Raw genomic sequence first — 21,675 nt, forward strand, 5'->3', positions numbered from 1 at the left:
TTTGCAATTGCCCACTTGCTACCAATATCAAAACTTTTGTTGCCATATTGTAAATTATTGGATTGTATCAATGTTAGTAGGCTACCTGCAGGGGATCAATTTATCTAATGCTATTTTTACCGGTTCCGGTTTGTCATAAAGATCATAGTGAGCATACAATTTACAGTCTGTCGATTAATAGCAGAGTTATTTAGGGATTAGCATCCTCGATCTTGATTGTTGAACGTTGCCGTTTTCTCTTTAATTTCCTCTCCTGCTTTCTAGCCTTAGTAAAAACAGATCTGAGCCACCCAGCAATATATAATAGAGCTTTTCAGCAATAACGTTTATAACAATAGTGTCCATCTTTGTAAGATAAGTTAATCATTAAAAAAATTAAAATGAGCAAGACTATCTTAATTACAGGAGCAGCAAGCGGTTTCGGCAAAATCGTTGCATTGGAATTAGCTAAAAGAGGCCATAAAGTTATTGCCACCACGCAGGTGTACCCTCAAATGAGCGACCTGATCAGGGAAGCCAAGGAAAAAGGTGTTGAGCTTATTGTTGATAAACTGGATGTAACCAATGTCAGCGATATCGCCAATGCACACAGAAAATATGATATTGATATCCTGATCAGCAACGCAGGAATTATGGAAGGTGGCCCAATTGCCGAACAACCGGTAGATCTGATCCGCTCCATGTTTGAAGTCAATGTGTTCGGTGCTTTAGAGCTGGCTCAGGGCTTTATTAAAAAGTTTGTTGCAAAAAAGAAAGGTAAAATTGTCTTCACTTCCTCCATGGGCGGACTTTGGACCGTACCTTACGTTGCTGCCTACTGTGCTTCCAAGCATGCTCTTGAAGCGATTGCAGAAGGTTTAAAAACTGAACTGGCACCTTTCAATGTCAAGATCGCTACCTGCAATCCGGGCGTGTTCGGTACAGGTTTCAATGATCGCGGCGTTGATACCATATCGCGTTGGTACGATCCTACTGTCAACTTTACCCCTACTTCCGCTTTTGATGGCACTGCTGAGGCACTGGCCAACCAGTTAGACCCACAATCTATGGCGGATGTGATCTTAAATGTCTCCCTGGACGATAACAGCAACTTTAGGAACGTACATCCAAAAGACACAGAGGAGTTCATCAAGCAGCTGCAGGCTGATGCCTGGACCGCAAAAAGCTAAACGGATCAACTGGATGCATGAATGAAATTTGTGCACCCATATATTCTGCAATCAAATCACGACTGAACTTCCATGATCATTAAACAAATAATAAACGATATGAGCATCACCTATAACGAGGCAGCAAAGGTTTTAGACGCTGCAAAGGAAAAAGCCACTCAGTTAAATATTTCCGTAAGCATTGCAATAGTTGATACCGGAGGGCACTTAGTTTCCTTTGCAAGACTAGATAGCGTTTATGGCGTAATAGACTTTGCCATCAAAAAAGCCAGGACGGCAGTCATGTTCGGTATAGATAACGATGATATGGGTACTATCATTGCAGGTGCCAGCATGCACGGCTATGGAATGCTCAATTCCAACCAGGGACTGCTTACCATTGCCGGCGGAGTTGTTTTAAAAAATGAAGCAGGACGGGTGATTGGAGCCATCGCCTCCTCGGGCGGAACACCTCAGCAGGATAAAGAGATTGCTTCAGCAGGTGCCCAAGCTGTCCTATAAATTTTAGATATTTGTTATATGGAAGATATCATTGAGATATTATTTGACAAGTTGGTGTACTCCTGTTATTTCGAAAAGCAAAGGGTGCACGAACAATTTATAGGTGAGCACTTTTTGGGTTTCCAGATATCGGGAGAGACGCATGCCTTTTACGCCGAAGGCAGTGAGGAGATGATAGATAATACGGTAGTGCTGGCCAAGAGAAATCAATTGATCAGGACAACCAAATATCCTTCCAAGGAAGGTAAATATCAATTCGTCTCCATCATTCTTGACCAGGAAGTATTAAAGCAGTACGCCCTTGAAAACAAAATTGTTATTGATAAACGCTATTCGGGCAATAAAGTATTTTTCTTTGAGTCGGATGTGTTTTTCAGAAGCTATTTTCTTTCTCTGGTACCTTACATCAATAAAACAAAGAAAGCAACTCCCAAGCTAGCCGATCTCAAAATCCGGGAAGCCATTGAACTGTTATTGCAAAGCAACCCGGATTTTAAATATTTGCTATTTGATTTTACCGAGCCTTACAAGATAGACCTGGAAGAGTTTATGCAACAGAACTATATGTTCAATGTGCCTGTCGAATCCTTAGCAAAACTGACCGGTCGTAGCCTATCCTCCTTTAAGCGCGACTTTACTAAAACGTTCAAAACTTCACCGAAGCAGTGGTTGCGTGACAAACGCCTGGCTGAAGCTTACTATTTAATCAAACATAAAAAGAGAAAGCCTACTGACATTTATCTGGATTTAGGTTTCGAGAATCTGTCACATTTCTATTTTTCATTTAAACAAAAGTTCGGTGTGACCACTTCTGAAATTTAAACAGTAATTAAAAAAATAGCAGGCTTGTTTTGTTGCCTATGGCAAAAAATGACAGCGGTTTAGCCCCTCTATACAATGTATCGACAAAAGCACTAAATCTCACTTCAAACAGGAAAAAGAAAGTGAAACAAAAACCTACTGGTCTTAATCTAATGCCAATCATTGTATGTGGAATTAAAAAAGTTATTACCTGTTTAAAATCTAAAGAAACTCATAAGAAGTGTGTAAATGCGAAATTTGATTTAAAACAGCATCATGTAATCTTTTAATTTACCTTTCAGTATTTTCAAGGATTTGGTTATTCGATACTCCACCGTTTTAACCGACACTTCAAGTTTGGATGATATTTTTGCATTGGTTAGTCCTTCAAAACGACTCATCTCAAATGTTTTGCGATAACTTTCCGGGAGATCTCGAATGGCATCGTTTATCTTAACCGCTAATTCATCTACCATATAAAAGTCAGGATCATCTAGCTGCTCTTCCTCTAAACTGCTGTAAAGTTTAGCATGTATGCGCTCGCGATATTTTTGCTTGCGGATGGCGTTGAACGATCGATTCTTTACGGCAATAAAAAGATAGGATTTTAGGGAAGTGGAGATGATTAAATGGTCTCTTGCCTCCCAAATATACAGCATCAGATCCTGCACCAACTCCTCTGCATCTGTATCGGATAAAAACTGCGCAGCATAGGTACATAATGGCGCATAATATTTCAGAAACATCTCTTTATACGCAAATAAATTCCCTTCTCGTATGGCTTCGAAGAGATCTAGATCATTCATAATATCATCAGGTTGCGAGCAAAGATAGGGATTATCACTATAGCAACAAAAGCAATTATTTACCATAAAACACAAGAAAAAAATATTTTGGTTTAGGGTATGCGGGCAGTTATGTGTCGTCCCTGTATAAAACAGCATAAACTTGAGTAAAGACCAATATAACGAAATACCGGATGCGTCTACTTTGATGGGCTATCTCACCGGAACACTTACTGCTGAGGAAAACCAACTGGTAGAAAAGTGGGCTAATAGCTCGGTTATCAACCAAAAACTGTTGCAACGTATAGCTTTTATTTATGATGCTCGACAAGTACAACAGAAACTAAAACATACAGATTCACACACTGCATTCAACCATCTTGAACAGCGCATGCGGGGAAGAAGGCGGTTGCGAATTATCAAAAGAGTAAGCATCGCTGCGGCCATTCTTATCGGGTTATTCGGCTTGGGTACGCTATTTAGTACCACAAGTCCAAAAACAACTACCCCTACCCTCGTTACGGTTTCGGCTCAAAATCATGCACAAACCAAACTGAAACTGCCAGACGGATCTCAGGTTTTTCTAAGCGCAGGAAGCAGTATTAGTTACCCGGCTTTAATGGATCAAGAAAGGCAAGTTACCTTGCATGGTAAAGGGTACTTTTCTATCGTACCGAATGCAAAAGCACCGTTTCAGGTAAAGGTTGGTGATGGCGCTATGTATATCAATGTTTTGGGAACGGCTTTCAATGTAGAAGAAAATCAGGAAAACCATACTGTTCAAGCCACACTGATATCCGGAAGTATTGAGTTAGCTATTCCTGAAAAGAAAATAAAAAAACTTTTAAAACCGGCTGAAAAAGCAATTTACGCAACAAAAGACAACAGCCTATCCGTAACAACAGTTAACACCGATCGAGAGCTGGATTGGCTGCACAATCGCTTGGTATTCAGAAAAACACCAATGAAAGAGGTACTGAATAGCATCAGCGCATTTTACGATGTTGATATTGAAGTCGCTGATAAGTCTGTTGAACAAGGCACCTTTACGGGTACCTTTGAAAATAAACCTTTACAGCAAATACTAGATTATATTACGCTTGCATCGAAGATGACCTATTCATTTGAACATGCAACACCAAACACCAGAACAAAACCTTTAATAAAAATAACCAAACAACGCTAACAAAAAGATTGGGGACGATCTTGGTATAAACCTAATGTAATTGCCTATGATAGAATAAGAGCACTTAAAAACAAAAACACGGGAACATGTTACCAGCATGTTCCCGTGTAAAATAAATCAAAAAATAAATTTATTTTTTTTACTTAAATCATAACAAAAATATGAAAATTGTCTATCAACTCCAACGCGCTTGGAGCTGGCGTTATTGTTATTGCAAATTCTCAAATATATTACGTACCATGAAATTAATACTGGCATTTTTTTTCTTGTCAGTCAATGTTGTATTCGCAATAGATTCTTATGCGCAGCAAACTAAATTATCATTTGAGCTTAAAAACAAACGGATTATTGATGTATTGGATGCGATTGAAGAACAATCTGATTTTCGTTTCTTTTATGATGGAAACCTCGTTGACGTAGAACAGCCTGTATCTATAAAGGCCGATAAAAAGGCGGTTCTTGCAATTTTGGCAGATATTTTCCCCACAAGAGAAGTTGATTATAAGGTTATCGGCAAGGATGTGATTTTAACCGCCGTAAGCCCTAAAAGCGTCAAGCAAACGGCGACCGGTCAACAGCAAATGATTAGCGGACAAGTACTTGACGAAACGGGAGAACCCTTACCGGGTGTAAGCGTGCTATTAAAAAACACCAAAACCGGAGCTTTAACTGATGCAAATGGTAAATATACGCTCCGGCTAAGTGAAACAGACGGCGTGTTGGTTTTTTCCTATCTAGGTTATAATACGCTCGAGGAGGCCATTGGTGCCCGGACAACTATCAACGTCACACTGAGGGGAGAAATGCGACAAATGGATGAGGTAGTAGCGGTAGGTTATGGTAGCGTCAAAAGGGCGAACTTAGGAGGTGCTGTATCCACCGTAGACTCCCGTGCTTTCGAATCACGCCCGGTGCGGAATGCCGCCAATGCATTGCAAGGGCAGGTTCCCGGCCTTACCGTTGTTCGTAATGGCGGAGCACCTGGCAGCAGCCCTGCATTGCGTATACGCGATGTATCTTCTATAAACGGCGGTTCACCACTCGTACTCATTGATGGAGCAGAAGGTGATATAGGTTTGATCAATCCTGCCGACATCGAAAATATATCGGTTTTGAAAGACGGAACGGCTGCCATTTATGGGGCCAGAGCCGCAGATGGTGTGATTTTGGTGACCACCAAGAACGGCCGGAAAAACCAAGATCTTAGAATTTCTTTAGACAGCTATTATTCGCTCAAAACGCCCGCCTTGGTGAAGAAAGCGGCCAGCCTCTACGAACATGCCGCGATGGCGCTGGAAATCAGTGATGGTTCTTTTCCTATCGAATATACTCAAGAGGAGCTGCAGCTTATCCTGGAAGGTAGCGACCGCGTAGATCCTACCTCTAATTGGGGGCGATGGACAGGCTATCCCAAATTCTATAAAAACCAAGATTGGAACAAACTAATCATTGGTAATGGCAGTCTGCAGAACTACAACCTTGGTATTTCGGGTGGCGGTGATAAATATACCTACCTGGTATCTTTGGGGCATGCCCGCGAGGAAGGTCTGCCCAAATTTGGTATCGATAATGATAAACGCTATTACGCGCGGGCAAAATCAACCATTGACCTCACCAAAAACCTACAGTACGATTTTAATTTATCATATGAAGCCAATAACCGAAACTATTCTTCGGGCATCAGTGAGGGGCAGAACATCTGGGAACTCACGTATAAAACCCGTAGCTGGGCGCCACTTCGTAACCCGGCAGGTAGGTTTTACACTTTTGAAGGTTTTGACAATCCGGCACAGGTATTGGAAGAGGGTGGAGAATCTTCGCTTACTGGAGGAAATCTTACCTTTAATAACCAGTTGACGTATAAAGTAACTAAAGACCTGAACCTGGTGGGAAGGGCGGTAGTGCGAAAGAATGATGTTGATAGTTCCGTTGTGCAGAAAATGTTATATAGCTACAATTGGGATAATGTCAATCATCGTACGGCTAGGCTCCCTAATAGTGCCGAACGAAAATATGCTAAAACGCTTTATAAGAATTTCACCTTATATGGTGACTATAAAAAAACCATCGGGCAGCATGATATCGGTGTGATGGTTGGTGCGGCAAGTGAATCGGCCAATTATGATATGTTTCGCGCCAGAAGGATCAATTTCGATCAGCAGGAATCCATGCCCTTGAATTTAGGCAGTGCACAGGACCAACTAGCCTCGGGCCAAGGTAATGCCTGGACCATCAATTCTTTCTTCTCGCGGGTCAATTATGCATTCAACAATAAATACCTCCTCGAGGCAACCCTTAGGGCGGATGGCAGTTCGCGTTTTGACCCTAACTACCGTTGGGGCTATTTCCCTGGTGCCAATGCAACCTGGCGCGTGGCGGAAGAATCCTTTATAAAAAAACTTAACTTTTTTAATGACCTGAAGTTGCGCGCTTCTTACGGCGAAATGGGTAACCAGTCGGGCATTGGCCCTTACGACTATATTGAACTGATTAGCCTATATCCAGGCTATTATCCCTTCGGCAATGGGCAGCGCGGCCAACTGGCCACACAGTCCAACCTCGTGTCGAAATCGAGAACTTGGGAAACCATTATTTCCAAAAATATCGGAATGGATTTCAGTATGCTGCGCGATAGGTTGTATGGTTCGATAGACTATTTCTGGAAAAACAATAACAACATGCTAATCCCCATTGCCTATCCGTCGGCACTCGGTATTGAGGCACCTACCACCAATAGCGGTAAGCTGGCTATTCAGGGCTGGGAACTCAATATCGGCTGGCGCGACCAGGTAGGTGATTTCAGTTATTCCGTACGTGCCAACATCAGCGATGCAAAAAATAAAGTAACGCAACGGATCGGCAACAACCTGATCGCCCTTGGGAACAACGCAACGCCGGCAGGTTACCCCTTGAATTCTTACTTTGGCTATGTGTTTGACGGCATTATCCAGAATGAGCAGGAACTGGCCGACTATCGGGCGCGTTTCCCCAATGAAGGAATGATTCAAACCCAGGTAGGCGTTGGCGATGCAAAATATAAAGACTTGGATGGCGATGGCCGATTATCTGCACTGGGTAATGGTACAACCGGTTCGGGCGACATGATTTACTTGGGCGACACCAACCCACGCTATAATTTTGGTGTTAACCTCTTTGCTTCTTATAAAGGTTTTGATTTCACGGCCTTTATTCAAGGCATAGGCAGACGCACCATGATTTTAGAAGGCGAAGCCTCCAAACCTTTCCATTTCCCCTGGTTCCAGTCGGCCCAATATTGGTACGGCAAGACCTGGACACCGGAACGTACCGATGCTCAATATCCAGCCATTACATTGACGGATAAGCGCATTTATAACTATCAATATTCAACCAACACCACCCATCGGGTAGGCTACGCACGGCTCAAGAACCTCCAGATCGGTTATACTTTCCCTAAAAAATTGACCCAGCGGATCAAACTTGAAAAACTTCGGATCTACTTCAGTGGCGAGGACTTATTCGAGATTCACAATACACCGGGCGGCTGGGATCCGGAAGATAGAGGCAATATCGAAGGTGGGGGCAGCTATACGAGCTATCCTTTTGCACGTAATTATTCATTGGGCCTTAACCTTATTTTCTAAACGTAACATGTATACCATCATGAAAAAATATCCATCAAGAATCCTTACAGCCATCGCGATGCTCCTGCTTATGGTCAATTGTCAGAAGATCGACCTAAACCCCAAAGACGACCTCAGCGACAGCCAGTTTTGGAAAGGGCCAAGCGATTTTATGAAGGCGGTAAATCAATTATATGCCACTGCTGAATCATTTGACGTCAAAGATGTGGATAGCGATATCGGCTATAATCAAGCTCCTGACGTTTTCAGCAATGGTACCTGGAGTGCTCCTACTAGCGACACCTTATGGAGCAATCGCTTTCCAGACCTGCGCAATTGCAATAAAATCATTGAAAAAAGCGAAAGCTATACCGGTGATCCAACAGAAATAGAGCGCTATGTAGCGGAAGCACGTTTTTTCAGAGCCTATAACCATTGGCGCTTAATGAAACGCTTCAATGACATTCCGATTCTAACAAGTGTTTTAAGCACTGATTCTGAAGAGCTGTATGGCAAGCGCCAGCCACAGGCAGCGGTAGAGGACTTTATTTTGTCGGAGCTGGAAGAAGCGGCTTCTAAACTCCCTAAACAAAGTGAAATTCAATCGAGCGAGCTCGGTCGTGTTAGCCAAGGCGCGGCGCTAGCCTTAAAAGCACGTGTGGCCCTTTTTGCCGGAACATGGGCCAAATATCACCAGCACCGGGGCGACTATGGTCAATTGCTGGATCAGGCGATAGATGCTGCTAAACGAGTTATCGAAAGTAACGAATATCAGCTATTTGAGGGTGCAGGAGACGATAGCTACCGTCAACTGTTTATTGATCAAGGCGATGACTCGCACGAAGGGATCTTCGACAGTCGTTATGCGAAAGATATCCGCATGCATTCTGCCGCGCATTCCGTATACTGGGGATGGCGGGGCACCCCAACCAAAAAGTTGGCTGATATGTACCTCTGCAAAAGCACCGGCCTTCCCATCGAAAAAAGCAATTCGGGCTTTCAGGGCTATGAAAGAATCAGCGATGAATTCAATAACCGTGATCCTCGCATGTCGCAAACTTTTATCATGCCCGGTACCAATTACCGCAATGCGAATGGTCCCGACTCTTGTGTCGCGAAATTTACCGTCCGCCCGGAAACCCGCACTGGCTATAAGCTATGGAAGTTTATGGGCGAAACCGTTGCCGGTGTTAATGAAGCAATCTATGATTACCATATTATCCGTTATCCGGAAGTCTTACTTATCTTAGCTGAAGCCACTTTTGAGAAAGATGGTGTAATCAGTGATAATGTGCTGAATCAAACGATCAATGTGATCCGCTCGCGGAAAGGGGTAGAAATGCCGGCACTAAGTAATGCGTTTGTGAACAGCAACGCTTTGGATATGTTAACCGAAATCCGCCGCGAGCGTACCATCGAGTTAGCTTTTGAGGGTTTCCGACGAGATGATCTGCGCCGCTGGAAAACTGCCGAAACAGAGCTTGTTAAGCCCTTACTTGGCATTAAATATAAAGGAACGCAATATGAACAACTCAAGGTGTTGAACGATGGCAACCCGGGTAATGTAGATGCGAATGGCTTTCTGATTATTGACCCTTCAAATGCCCGTTTCTTCAGAACGCCTAGACATTATTATTATCCCGTTCCTTTGGATGAGTTAACGTTAAATCCTAATTTATTACCCAATAATCCGGGTTGGTAATTTACTGCCGGGGCCAATTAATCGACTCCGGCAATATTTGGTTTAATTTATATTTTTACCATTCCCTACTATGTATACTATGAAGCACCTTAAAGAACAAATGCATTACAAACACCACTTACACTTATTTTTTTATTTTCTTCTCTTAACGTTTTCTCATAACCTAAAGGCTCAACCAACAGGTATTAATCCGAGCACGGAGGCGCTCACTATTAATGGTAATCGCTTCGTAACGCTTTGCATTATGATCCGAACTACGCCCTGGGAGGTTTCGCGCGATGTGAAAATACATCCAAGAGACGAGTCGAGCTGGCATACCTTAGACGGTGTACGCGCCCTGCGCGAAGCCTTCGCCAAAGACAATCCCGGCGGACGGCTAACATGGGGTTTTACCTTAAACGCGCTGGAAGACCAACGGGAAAATTATCAGCAAATCCGCGATTATATTGTATCCTGCCAGCAAAAATACGGCGATGAAGTCTCCTATTTTCCCGGCTATTTCCCAGCAATGTATTTACCGCGCGAACGTATTAACCGCGAGCTATCTGAGGCTATCCAGCTCATTTCAAAAATGGTGGGTAATGGTTACAAACCTCAATGTATTATGGGTGGCTTTCTTTCTGCCGACAACTTAAAATACCTTGCTGAAAAAGAAGACATTCATGTTGCCCACGCGGTAATTTGGAGTCAGCATAATATTGATGGTGGCGGTGCGGATGGATCACCCTCCTATCCCTTTTACCCTTCAACCGAGCACTTCTGCAAACCCGCACAGGGAAAAGCCGATTTCATTGATTGTGTAAATTTAGACGGCTGGACAATGGATTTTATCTGTGCTCGACAAAGTGGTGCCATAGGCCACGGCATTGAAGGCTATAATAGTCGCCGGGGTGTTGGCCCTATAGAAACGTATAAAGGTTGGGGCATTGATTTAGGAAACCGGGAAGTGATGCACACTACAGCCATTCATTTCGACAAAGGTTTTGAACAGAACGGCTTCGGTTGGGTAACCAATATTTGGGAAGCGCAAATGGTTCATGAGTTTGGTCAGGAGTTTATCTGCGAAGCGATGGAAACCTGGGTAAGCAGCACAAAAAAACGTTGGCCAGATACTCATTTCGTTACCTTTGGTGAGTTTGGTACCCTTTGGCGCCAGCAACACCCCAACAATGACGATTGGAATTATCATTTTACCGAACGTGGATCGGGTTTGGGTGATTCGTACAATAACCTGGAAATTAAATGGTTTATGAATAAGGAATTCCGTTTAGGTTTATTACGCAATTGGCACGAAAAATCGTCGCCCACGTATGTCATTGATTTTACCCGTTATGACCTTCCAGCAAAGGAACCCGCAGACCCGTCGCCAGATAGGCCTGCAAAAGATTGGAGCCTGATCAATGTGATGAATCAAAAAGGTTTGCGCCCGCAGGATAAGCCCAAGCCGTTGAGCGCTTTAACCGCGCACGACCAGCAACTGATCAAGAAATACTACCCAGCACTTTTTACCAATTAGAAAAATTATTGAAGACATGAAGATTCGTATATTATTACACCTAATAGCTTGTATTCTTATTATAAACACGGGTTATGGCCAGCAAAATCACTCGGCAAACGCCTTAATGGGCCATCGGTTTCTGACCTTTAATACCATCATCCGCGTCAACCAAATTGAAGTAAGCCGCGACAAAAATGTTGGTGAAGACGAACGCGCACTCCATACCCCCGAAAAGGTACGCCAATTTAGGGAAGCCCTGGAAGCGGGAATTCCGGGCGCGAAAATGACCTGGGCGTTCAGCTGGTTAGCCCTCCATGATACTACTGCCAATTACCAGCAGATTAGAAAACTAGTGGTTGCCTATCATAAGCAATATGGCGATGAAATTACCTTTATTCCAGGAGCTTATTTTTCTAACGCCTATAACACTATCGAACAGGTGAATCAAGATTTACACGACGGCTTAGCACGGGTTACTGAAATGGTGGGTAACGGTTATCGGCCCTTAAGTATTGTTGCCGGCTTCCTTTCCTCCAAAAACCAGGAGTACCTGGCCAATAAGGAAGGAATACATGTTTGCCAGGGAAATATTTGGAGCCAATACGCCATTGATAACCAAGATGGCGACGGTGCGGTATCTTACCCATTTTATCCTTCCAAAGAGCATTTTTGTAAGCCTGCCCAAGGAAAAGCCGATTTCATCGATTGTGTTAATCTGGATGGTTGGACGGCTGACTTCCTCGCCGCCCGAAGAGAAGGACGTGCGGATGGATTCAATAGCCGGATGGGCGTAGGCCCGATAGAAACGCTTGGAAAATACGGTTTAGCGACGGGGTTGAAAGAAATGCTGCACACCACTGCTATCCACTTTGATAAAGGATTTGAGCTAAATGGTTTTGGTTGGGTAACCAATTGTTGGGAATTAAGCCTTCCCTATCCGGCTTCCGACTTAACGAAATGGTTACAAGCCGTAAAAACGCGCTGGCCGGATGTCAAGGTGATTACCCAGGGTGAGTTTGGCATGCGCTGGCGAAAACACTATGAAAATAACCGTTTCAATTACCGCTTTGAAGAAACGGGATCGGGTATTGGCGGTTCTGATGCCGACAAGAAAATCCGTTGGTTTATGAACGATAAGTTTAGACTGGCGCTGCTGAATGATGGTAATAAAGAAATGGTGATCGATTACACCTCTTACACGCAGGATGCGCAAGAGCCAGCGTCCGGATCCACCCGCAACTGGAGTCTGATGGGTGAAATCAATCAGAAGCAGACTAGGCCACAGGATAAACCCATTCCGCTGCATGATCTTTCGGACCAAGCAAAGAAAGAAATTCGGCAGTATTATCCTGAGCTTAATCTTTGATACCTCCGGCTGCCAATTGAAAAAAATTGTATAATCTTGTATGACTATGACGACTTACCAAAATTTCATTCTGTTTCTACTTTTCTTTGCCAATGCGTACCCTCTTGCTGCCCAGGTGGCTCAATTGCCTACACCATGGACGGAAGTGGCAAAACAGGCAGAAGTCCCTTTACCTGAATATCCTCGGCCGCAATTGCAAAGAGAAAACTGGATGTGCCTTAATGGCAAGTGGGATTATCTTGGGGGAAAGGATGCTCCCAATGCCCTGCAACCGCAAAAACCGGCGGTTTTTGATAAAGTAGCGGAAAAAATCCGCGTTCCTTATTGCCCTGAATCATATTTGTCGGGCATACAGCGGAAACAGGAAATAAACATGTGGTATAGAAAGATTTTTGAAATACCTGCTGCCTGGAAAAACAAACAGATTATTCTCCATTTCGGCGCTGTAGATCATGATGCGACTATTTTTGTGAATGGACAAAGAGCCGGTAGCCATGCCGGAGGTTATGATGCGTTCTCCCTAAACATCACTTCCTTTCTAAAAACCGGTAAGAACACGCTTGTAGTAGCGGCCAAAGATCTAAACGATGGTAAAACACCATCCGGAAAAAATGGTCCGCGGGGTGATTACACCTTCTCTTCCGGCATCTGGCAGACCGTATGGATTGAACCGGTAAATAAACACTTTATACAGCGTATCCGTTTACTTCCTGAGCTGGATAATGGACGCTTAAAAGTATTGGTAGAAAGTGATGGAGCCGAAAAGGTATCGGCTGCAGCTTATGATGGTAAGCAACTGATTGCCAAGACCGATGCAACTAGCGGTTCGTATTTTTATCTGCCCATAAAAAACCCGAAGCTTTGGTCGCCCGACAGCCCCTTTCTCTACGATTTAAAGTTGAGCCTCTATGATGCAACCGGAGGTATTTCCGACGAAGTGACGAGCTACTTTGGCATGCGGGATATTAAACTGGGTAAAATAAATGGTGTAGTAAGACCGCTGCTAAATGGAAAGTTTGTTATGCAATTGGGGCTTCTGGATCAGGGTTATTGGCCAGATGGGGTGTTGACGGCGCCGACTGAAGAGGCCTTAAAATCCGACATCGAGTACACAAAAAAGGCGGGATACAACCTGATTCGGAAACATATGAAAACGGAACCTCAGCGTTTTTATTATTGGGCGGATAAATTGGGATTGCTGGTTTGGCAGGATATGCCAGCTATTTGGTATCCTAATGAAGACACGACGGTATACCGGGAAATGTTTCGAAAGGAACTGAAATCGATCATGGATGATCATTATAATTCGCCATCTATCATCGCTTGGGTTCCTTTCAATGAAAATTGGGGAGCCTTTGATGTAAAAAACATTACAGATTGGGTAAAACAGTATGATCCTTCGCGATTGGTTAATGGTAACTCCGGTTTTAATAATAACCCCAGCTATCAGAAAGCATACGGGGATCCGGGTAATGGGGACTTTGTGGATACACACATTTATGTAGGGCCTTATGGGGCTTCGGTACCTGACAGTGCCCGGGCGGCATCGTTAGGAGAATTTGGGGGTGTAGGTTTATTTACCAGAGGCCATATGTGGCCCGTGGAAAATAACGCATATGCCTATGAGCCTACGCAGACAGCACTTACAGATCGCTATATTTTGCTCATGAATCAAGTAGACCAGCTCATGAAATATAAGGGACTCAGTGTGGCCATATATACGCAGACAACGGATGTTGAACATGAAGTGAACGGTGTTTTGACCTATGATAGACAAGTGGAAAAAATGCAGCTAGAACGTATCAAGGAAATCAACGAAGCAGTAATCAAAGATGGTTACGAATTGAATGAAAATGCTGGAACACGGGGTTTGTAAGGAAGTTAAATGGGCTTATCTTAAACGAAGACAAGCCCATTTAACTTCTGAAAAACTTGAATTTTAAAATAGCTCAAAAGTCCATTGGCCTTCTCTGACATTAAAATAGAAATAATTGCTATCTTCTTTTACAAAACTCAGCCCATTTTTGCCGGTCGTAAATTTTCCATTTTTGAACAAGTCCAGTCCGTTTATTGCTATATTCGAGAAATTTGGATCCACCCTTGGTATACCGACCAAAGCGTTCGTACCAACAGGAATGTTGACATCTAAATTTAGTTTTCGTTCTCCCCTCGTTAAATTCATGGTGATATTCCCCCATGCTGTGGGTGCAACACATCTGATATTTCTTAAGTTACCGAGCTGTGGAATAACACTAAAAACCCTATAACCTGGCTTTTGCGGTGCAATTCCAGCTATATATTGCGCCATCAATGTTAACGGCCCTCCGGACCATCCATGGTTATATGAGCCACCACCATAACCTTCTGCACCAATACCCCAACCCTCCCAAAGCGTAGTCAACGGGCTTTCAACCATTTTGGCATATCGCTTCTTCATCCGCTCTAATGCACCCGTTGCGTCCTGCATCATAAAGAGGGATTCCAGCACATATTTTTCCATATAAGGGCTTGCGTGGTATTCCGTTTGAAGTAGTCTTCTGATGGCTCCATGCTTCTCGCGATCGGCTATGCCTGCTACAACCGCTAAACCATTGCCCCGATCATCGGTGACCCCCTTATTCAACAAGCTTTTGTATGCTTTACCGTTCCAAAATTTTTTATTGTAATTCTCTTTTATGGAGGATAACCGCTTCTGATATTCTGGGATATCTAACTCATGCCCCGTTGCCCGAGCCATTTTAACAGCAGCATCGAGCGCCATATAGTACCAGGCATTTTCAATCAACGGTGTATCAATATCACTGCCCCAATCCATCCAATCCCAATCACCTGCACGATGAATTACCAAACCATCTCCGCCAAGTTGCCATAGTAATAAATATTTCCTGACAGCAGGATACACATAGTGGATGATGGCGCTGTCACCTGTATATTGATAATAATTCCAGAAACCGTATTTCCCCACAGCGGCAAGCATTTGAGCAGGCAATTCCCCCGTCCAACTTCCTGCCGGCACAGGAGAATATAACACGCCACTAGGCTTTTGCCAATCCACAAGATTATGGATAGCTTTTTGCATAATTTTCTCACTATTTCTATCACAAGCATATAGCATTTCGCCCATCAGTATAACCGCATCACCCCACCACTGAGCCCTTTCTCGATCTGGGTCTTGGATCGCATCCCGTAAATTGACATTGAGCGTGGTATAGGCTTTCTCCCAAAGCTTGTTATAAAATTCATCATCAGCTTTAAAAAAACCTACCTTTTCGGTATCATACCGCGTTTCCCGATATTTGAGGTCAATGATTTTTACCCCTTTGGGAATTAGGTAATGAACCTCATGCCCATTCATATATCCATAAGTTTCGAATTCCTGCACACCATCTTTGGTGATATATTCGGTACGTACGTTGTACTCGCTACCACCTTTATAGTTATCTGTTCTTATGTCAATTTTCTGCCCTGCAGAAGCTTCTATTTTCAGGTAGGGCGTAATGCTGATATTCTTAGGTAACTTGGCAATTATCAGCTCACCTGTACACTGCTTGGGTATATCTGCTGAATTAACATAATTGAGTAGGCCTTCATCTTTCCAAAATGGAATAGGTCTTTTCAGTAGATGGTGCCAGGGCCCTATCGGAGGCTTGCCATATGCAATAGCATCCGCCCAGGAACTATCATCAAAATCTGTTGATTGCCATTGGAAAACATCCTTCCTGGCATCAAAATAAATATTGAATTCAGGTAGACGATAGTTAGGGAAAGGCCTATTGGTATTGCCATAGGCAGGATGCCTGAGCACCTTCCATGTACTATCTGATAGGATACGCTCATTATCTGTAGTGACCTCGAATAGCAATGCCGATTTCCCGCTGCTTTTGTGGTCATAACCATCCCTGCCCCAATACCATGTTAAGATGGCGATTGTGTTTTTCCCTTCTGAAAGGTAGGGTGCTAAATCTAATTCGTCGTAATAAGTGTCTTGCGGATTAGGGCCTCTCTTGAGTTGTCCTTCAAACACGACCATTCTTCCATTTATCCAAAGCCAATATTTAGAATCTGTGGCAATTTTAGTACGGACTGTCTTTGATAAACTTGTAATATCAAATTCTTTTCGAAAGGCAGTCCATATATTGGTATCTTTTTGGGTATGCGGAATTCCTATCCATTTTGCATCCCATTGCTCCACCTGAGAAAAGCAGGTAGCGCTAACCAGAAATATGAGCAGAAAACAGAACAGCATTCTTAAACAATTCTTCATAACTCAATAGCCTGGATTTTGCACCAAATTACTATTTATAAGCACTTCACGTGAGGGAATGGCATAAATTAGCCTATTCTCTGACACATTAAATGAGCCCGGCAAAAGCCAGCCGTAAATGGCTTTTAATCTTTCCCCTTTTTGCATAAGTGTCTCTATCGCTTTGCCATTACGAATTAAATCGGTCCAGCGATGATTTTCAAAAGCAAGCTCATGGCGCATCTCGTTTGCCACGGTCGTTTCTGTTGCCTCCGACAATTCGGGTAACCCCGCCCTTCTGCGGACTTGGTTGAGGTAGGGCAAGGCTTCCATTGACTTATTCTGTTCAACTAAACACTCTGCCAATAACAATAATGCACCCGCATAGCGATAAACCGGCCAATTATCGCCTGTATTCCATTCTACTTGATAAGGGGGATGCAGGTATTTCCGCACAAAATAATGAAATGACTTACCTTGGGGTGGACTAAAATTCTCTGGACTTTCTACAGAACTGATGGCAATCGATTCTCCCGTTTGCGTACCTACGGCCACGCCTATGGATGCTGGTAGTCTTTTATCATTTGCCTCATAAGAATCGATCATCTCCTGTGTCGGTACATTCCATCCGCCACTGGAGAGTCCACCGCGGGCATTGGTGCCCCGTAAACCCAAAAGGGCTTCACTATTAGTCGTTTTGGGAATAAACCTCCAGATAAAATCGCTCTGTTGACCATCATTGCCTGCCTTGAACTGGACTTCGAAAATAGATTCTCTGTTATTTTTATTGTTGATATCAAAAACATCCACATAATTTGGCAAGAGTTCGTAGTTCATTTGTGTTATATCGAGCAATTCCGCTTCTGCTTTTGCATACTCTCTGCTCGGTTTAGTCATATAGGCATAAGCCAGTAACATTTTAGCCGCACCTCTGGTAGCTCTACCACTCTGCGGAAAGGTACTGACAACAGGCAGTTTAGGAATTGCATTATTCAAGTCATCAATAATTTGATTGTACACCTCTTCTAAGGTATTTCTCGGCAGAAAAGCATCCTCTTCTTTGGTGATTTCTGTCAAATGCAAGGGCACACCTCCATAATGCGTCACCAGATCAAAATAATAAAAAGCACGGAGAAACAATGCCTGGCCAGCTAAATCGTCTTTGGCTTCCGGTGACAGTTCTATCGTGGTGGTCTCTAAACGCGTAAGCACGGTATTTGCTTTGGCTATACCCGAATAATCATTGCCATATCTATTTCCCGGATTGTTTGGTTCAGCACTTGATAAACTGTTGTCAAGGAAAGTCGCCATAGCCTCCACACTTGTTTCCGTACCCCTATCAGACGAATAATAGGTGAAAAAGGTGTTATCGGAACGCATTTCGTCCATATATATCCCAGTGAAGGCTATTGTACGGAGATTGCTGTATGCCGATACAATCGCCTGTTGGAACTCTGCTTCATTTTTGAAAAATGTTGTTGAACTCACACTCGTTTGCGGTGTTAAATCCAACTCGCTTTCCTTACAGGAAATTATTATAAGGCAAGCAATCCAAGCATATATCAATTTAGTTTTCATCAATTTCATTCTTTTAAGTTAAAAACTTACGTTTAATCCAAATGTATAGGTCTTTGCTATGGGATAAGCAGTAAAATCGCGTCCTTGATTTAATCCATTCAAGCCAGAGATACCTGCCTCGGGGTTCATCCCCGGGTATTTGCTGAAAATAAACGGGTTTTGTGTACTGAAGTAAATACGAGCGCGCTTTATGCTACCTGTTGCTTTTAATGGTAATCTGTAACCCAACGTAATATTTTTGACGGCGAGATAGGTACCGCTGAAGACCTGCCGGGAGGTAAAATTCCGGAAGCTTGCGGTTGTACCAGTTCTCGTTCTTGGATAAACACCGTCCCCAGGATCTTCAGGAGACCGCCACCTGTTGACAACGCCTTGACGCACATTAAATACACCATCCAGGTTCTCGGTCGACTGAAACGAATCATCCGCAATATCATTCCCTACTGATCCTGCCATCACGATGCTTAGGTCAAAAGCACTATAACTGAGGGTGTTTGTCAGCCCATATGTAAAATCAGGATTCGGATTACCAATAAAAGTTCGGTCATCTTCATCTATGATACCGTCTGGTACCCCATTTGGACCGCTTATGTCTGCAAACCTAGCCGTACCCACCATGTCTGTTGCACCATGGGGCTGGCTGTCGAACTCTTCCTGTGTCATGTATACTCCTGTGTTTATATAGCCATAAAACAAACCGATGGGATTACCTACTGCCGTACGATTGTCATCCCAATACAAACTATAGCCCCCAATTGGTGCATCGTTCGTGCCCAATTTGACAACCTTATTCCGATCGAATGAAAGATTAAGATTGGTTGTCCATTTTAAAGCACCGTTGAGGTTGATGGACGCAATGGCTAACTCATGTCCCCAAAAATCGAAACGTCCAATATTGGAAGTAATGCTATTGAAACCGGATTGTACCGGTATGTCTATCGCATATAACAATCCATCGGTTTTCTTCCAGTAATAGTCGTACGTAAAGTTCAGCCTACCACTGAAAAGTCCTAGTTCCATACCCAGATCATAACTGGCAGTAGTTTCCCAGGTAAGGAAGGAGTTACCGATACCATTCAAAGTCTTCCCAGGTGTCACCTGATCGGCGAATACGTAATTATTCGAAATCACGGAGGCTAGATAGGTATAATCTCCAATGTTGTTATTGCCCACTTTACCATAGCTTGCCCTTAACTTGAGTAAGCTGATCTGGTCAATATTTTTCATAAACCCTTCTTCAGAAGCGAGCCAGCCAATGGATATAGAAGGAAAGTTTCCATATTTTTTATCTGAGCCAAAGCGTGAGGAGCCGTCTCTCCTAAAGGCGACCGACAATAAGTACTTATTATCGAAGTCATAATTCAACCTTCCGATATATGACAACAGGGATGATTCTGTATGCTCCACATTCCCGATCCTGGTTGTCGCAGCGTTGATCCATTGTACATTATCGTCAGGAAATTCTGTTGCTTGGATATTGCTGTTTTCCAATCCGAATTTTTGGAAGGTGTACCCTATAAAGGCATCAATGTTGTGCTTCTTCACAAAAGTCTTCCGATAGGTCAACGTGTGCTCTACCAGCCAAGTATAAAATTTAGTGGTATTGTAATTGCCAGACGGTGGTTGTGGGGGTGCTCCCCCTAGTCCGCCTTGCGCGGTAGAGGGCGTAAAAGACCTGTTAACGCCATTTTCGGTATTGCCATTTACACTAAGTTTATATTCTAAGGTTGGCAATATCTTATACGAGGCAAAAGCATTTGCCAATACAGCCGTTTGTTCGGTTGGATTTATCCTTTCTGTTAAAACCCGGTAAAAATTGGGGTTTGGGAACATGCCCGGCTGTGAGAAAGCGATAGGGTAAGTTCCGTCGGGATTTTTATATTCCAATGTTGGATCCATTAAGAACGCCTGCTGAATAATATTTCTACCGTTATCCAACCCTGGAGTCACCTGACTGCGACGAAAAGTACCAGCGAGGTTGAAGCCGATGGTTAGCTTGTCGGTTGCATTGTATATGTTGTTCGTGCGCGCATTGAGCCTATTGGCAAAAGTATTTAATACCACCCCTTCCTGCTTATTATAGCTTATGCTGGTTGATGATCTCAAATGTTCTCCTCCTGCAGATAACGACAAATTATAATCTTGTACATGCGCATTCCGGAGCAAAACGTCGTACCAATTGGTTCCCGCTTCAGTCCCGTATTGTTCTGGATGCTGGTAAACTTCGGGTACACCTCCGGTGTAACCTTCATAACGTGCTGCATCCTCATAATACTCTTTCTTAAATTGCGCAAACTCGCGTGCATTCATCAAATCCGGTCGGCCCTTCTCAGGTACCACCATCACACCGTTAAAGGCTGAAAAATCAATACTTTTGGCAAGCTTACCCTGTTTGGTTGTAACAAGGATTACTCCATTGGAAGCCCGGGACCCATAAAGCGAAGCAGCTGAGGCATCTTTTAATACGGAAATGGTTTCAATTTCATTCGGACTTATGGTCTCTAATCCACTCATCGAAGGGAAGCCATCTATCACTACCAAGGGGTTGTTCCCTGCGTTGATCGATGCTGCTCCACGGATACGGAAAGACATGTTCGCTCCGGGCGCCCCAGAGTTCTGGTTGATCTGAACACCGGTAAATTTCCCTTGCAACTTTTGTCCAATATTGGCTACCGGGATATCCTTCACTTCACTCACATTGAGTTGACTCACCGCTCCGGTAATTGCTTTTCTGTTTTGCGTACCATAACTTACTACTACAACCTCATTGAGGTTTTCACTTGTGGATATCATTTTTACGTTTAATAACGACCGACTATTGATGGGTATCTCGGTTGCTTTATATCCGATAGACGAAAATACCAGCACCGCATCGGGCCGGGCTGTTATAACGAAATGTCCGTTTGTATCGGTCGTAGTTCGCTGGGTACTCCCCTTCAAGGCGATGGTGACGCCAGCAATAGCCATCCCCGATACGCTATCGACGACATTACCGCTAACGTTATTTTGCCTAGATGCCCAGGTTGGCAAAATAACGGCTGTCAACACAACGAAGCACAAGACATAGTACCTCGCCATCAAAAGCAATTCACATCTTTTCATCATATTTAGTTTTTGGTTAGTTTACTTTTTTAACCCATATCACCACAGGATGGAGATATGTGCTAAATTCTTTTGCAGTTTTGGTATAGGTATTTTTAAAAATTTGCCTCCCTCAAGCCCTATGAACTTACTTGAAAAGCTT

The 21,675-nt window shown here is 43.4% G+C and carries 13 protein-coding genes; 9 read left to right on the plus strand and 4 right to left on the minus strand.

The genetic code is table 11. The features are described 5' to 3' along the window. Positions 1 to 380: 380 nt before the first annotated feature. The 3 genes from BMY50_RS05605 (at position 381) to BMY50_RS05615 (ending at position 2,492) form a co-directional block, all read left to right on the plus strand. Complete coding sequence (locus BMY50_RS05605) at positions 381 to 1,169, plus strand: SDR family oxidoreductase (protein ID WP_093319940.1); 789 nt, start codon at positions 381 to 383, stop codon at positions 1,167 to 1,169. Positions 1,170 to 1,268: 99 nt separating this feature from the next. After that, positions 1,269 to 1,670, plus strand: a complete 402-nt coding sequence (locus tag BMY50_RS05610) for a GlcG/HbpS family heme-binding protein (protein ID WP_093319945.1) — start codon at positions 1,269 to 1,271, stop codon at positions 1,668 to 1,670. A gap of 18 nt (positions 1,671 to 1,688) precedes the next feature. Beyond that, positions 1,689 to 2,492, plus strand: coding sequence for a helix-turn-helix domain-containing protein (locus BMY50_RS05615; RefSeq protein WP_093319949.1), 804 nt, complete (start codon positions 1,689 to 1,691; stop codon positions 2,490 to 2,492). Between the two features lie 242 nt (positions 2,493 to 2,734). Here BMY50_RS05615 and BMY50_RS05625 read toward each other — a convergent pair whose 3' ends face one another. After that, positions 2,735 to 3,277 (minus strand): RNA polymerase sigma-70 factor, encoded by a 543-nt coding sequence (locus tag BMY50_RS05625; RefSeq protein WP_093319955.1) that lies wholly within the window; start codon positions 3,275 to 3,277, stop codon positions 2,735 to 2,737. 142 nt (positions 3,278 to 3,419) lie between these two features. On the opposite strand from BMY50_RS05625, the gene BMY50_RS05630 reads away from it, so the two are divergent. The 6 genes from BMY50_RS05630 (at position 3,420) to BMY50_RS05655 (ending at position 14,486) form a co-directional block, all read left to right on the plus strand. Then, positions 3,420 to 4,442 (plus strand): FecR family protein, encoded by a 1,023-nt coding sequence (locus tag BMY50_RS05630; RefSeq protein WP_139202213.1) that lies wholly within the window; start codon positions 3,420 to 3,422, stop codon positions 4,440 to 4,442. Between the two features lie 239 nt (positions 4,443 to 4,681). Continuing rightward, complete coding sequence (locus tag BMY50_RS05635) at positions 4,682 to 8,065, plus strand: SusC/RagA family TonB-linked outer membrane protein (RefSeq protein WP_093319964.1); 3,384 nt, start codon at positions 4,682 to 4,684, stop codon at positions 8,063 to 8,065. Positions 8,066 to 8,084: 19 nt separating this feature from the next. After that, positions 8,085 to 9,746: a RagB/SusD family nutrient uptake outer membrane protein gene (locus BMY50_RS05640; protein WP_093323618.1), complete on the plus strand. Its 1,662-nt coding sequence runs from the start codon at positions 8,085 to 8,087 to the stop codon at positions 9,744 to 9,746. A gap of 79 nt (positions 9,747 to 9,825) precedes the next feature. Then, on the plus strand, positions 9,826 to 11,262 hold the full coding sequence (locus BMY50_RS05645; RefSeq protein ID WP_093319967.1) for a DUF3863 domain-containing protein: 1,437 nt from the start codon (positions 9,826 to 9,828) through the stop codon (positions 11,260 to 11,262). A 16-nt stretch (positions 11,263 to 11,278) separates the two neighbouring features. Next, positions 11,279 to 12,610 (plus strand): DUF3863 domain-containing protein, encoded by a 1,332-nt coding sequence (locus BMY50_RS05650; RefSeq protein ID WP_093319971.1) that lies wholly within the window; start codon positions 11,279 to 11,281, stop codon positions 12,608 to 12,610. A gap of 46 nt (positions 12,611 to 12,656) precedes the next feature. Then, positions 12,657 to 14,486 (plus strand): glycoside hydrolase family 2 protein, encoded by a 1,830-nt coding sequence (locus BMY50_RS05655; RefSeq protein ID WP_093319976.1) that lies wholly within the window; start codon positions 12,657 to 12,659, stop codon positions 14,484 to 14,486. 63 nt (positions 14,487 to 14,549) lie between these two features. On the opposite strand, the gene BMY50_RS05660 is transcribed toward BMY50_RS05655, so the two are convergent. The 3 genes from BMY50_RS05660 to BMY50_RS05670 are packed head-to-tail and all read right to left on the minus strand — an operon-like array spanning position 14,550 to position 21,536. Continuing rightward, a complete protein-coding gene (locus BMY50_RS05660; RefSeq protein WP_202907746.1) occupies positions 14,550 to 16,874 on the minus strand; it encodes an alpha-L-rhamnosidase-related protein in 2,325 nt (774 codons plus the stop codon). Positions 16,875 to 16,877: 3 nt separating this feature from the next. After that, a complete protein-coding gene (locus tag BMY50_RS05665; RefSeq protein WP_093323620.1) occupies positions 16,878 to 18,431 on the minus strand; it encodes a RagB/SusD family nutrient uptake outer membrane protein in 1,554 nt (517 codons plus the stop codon). 18 nt (positions 18,432 to 18,449) lie between these two features. Beyond that, positions 18,450 to 21,536, minus strand: coding sequence for a SusC/RagA family TonB-linked outer membrane protein (locus BMY50_RS05670; protein WP_202907747.1), 3,087 nt, complete (start codon positions 21,534 to 21,536; stop codon positions 18,450 to 18,452). Between the last annotated feature and the right edge of the window lie 139 nt (positions 21,537 to 21,675).

The sequence above is a fragment of the Olivibacter domesticus genome, assembly GCF_900109575.1.
GTDB lineage: Bacteria > Bacteroidota > Bacteroidia > Sphingobacteriales > Sphingobacteriaceae > Olivibacter > Olivibacter domesticus.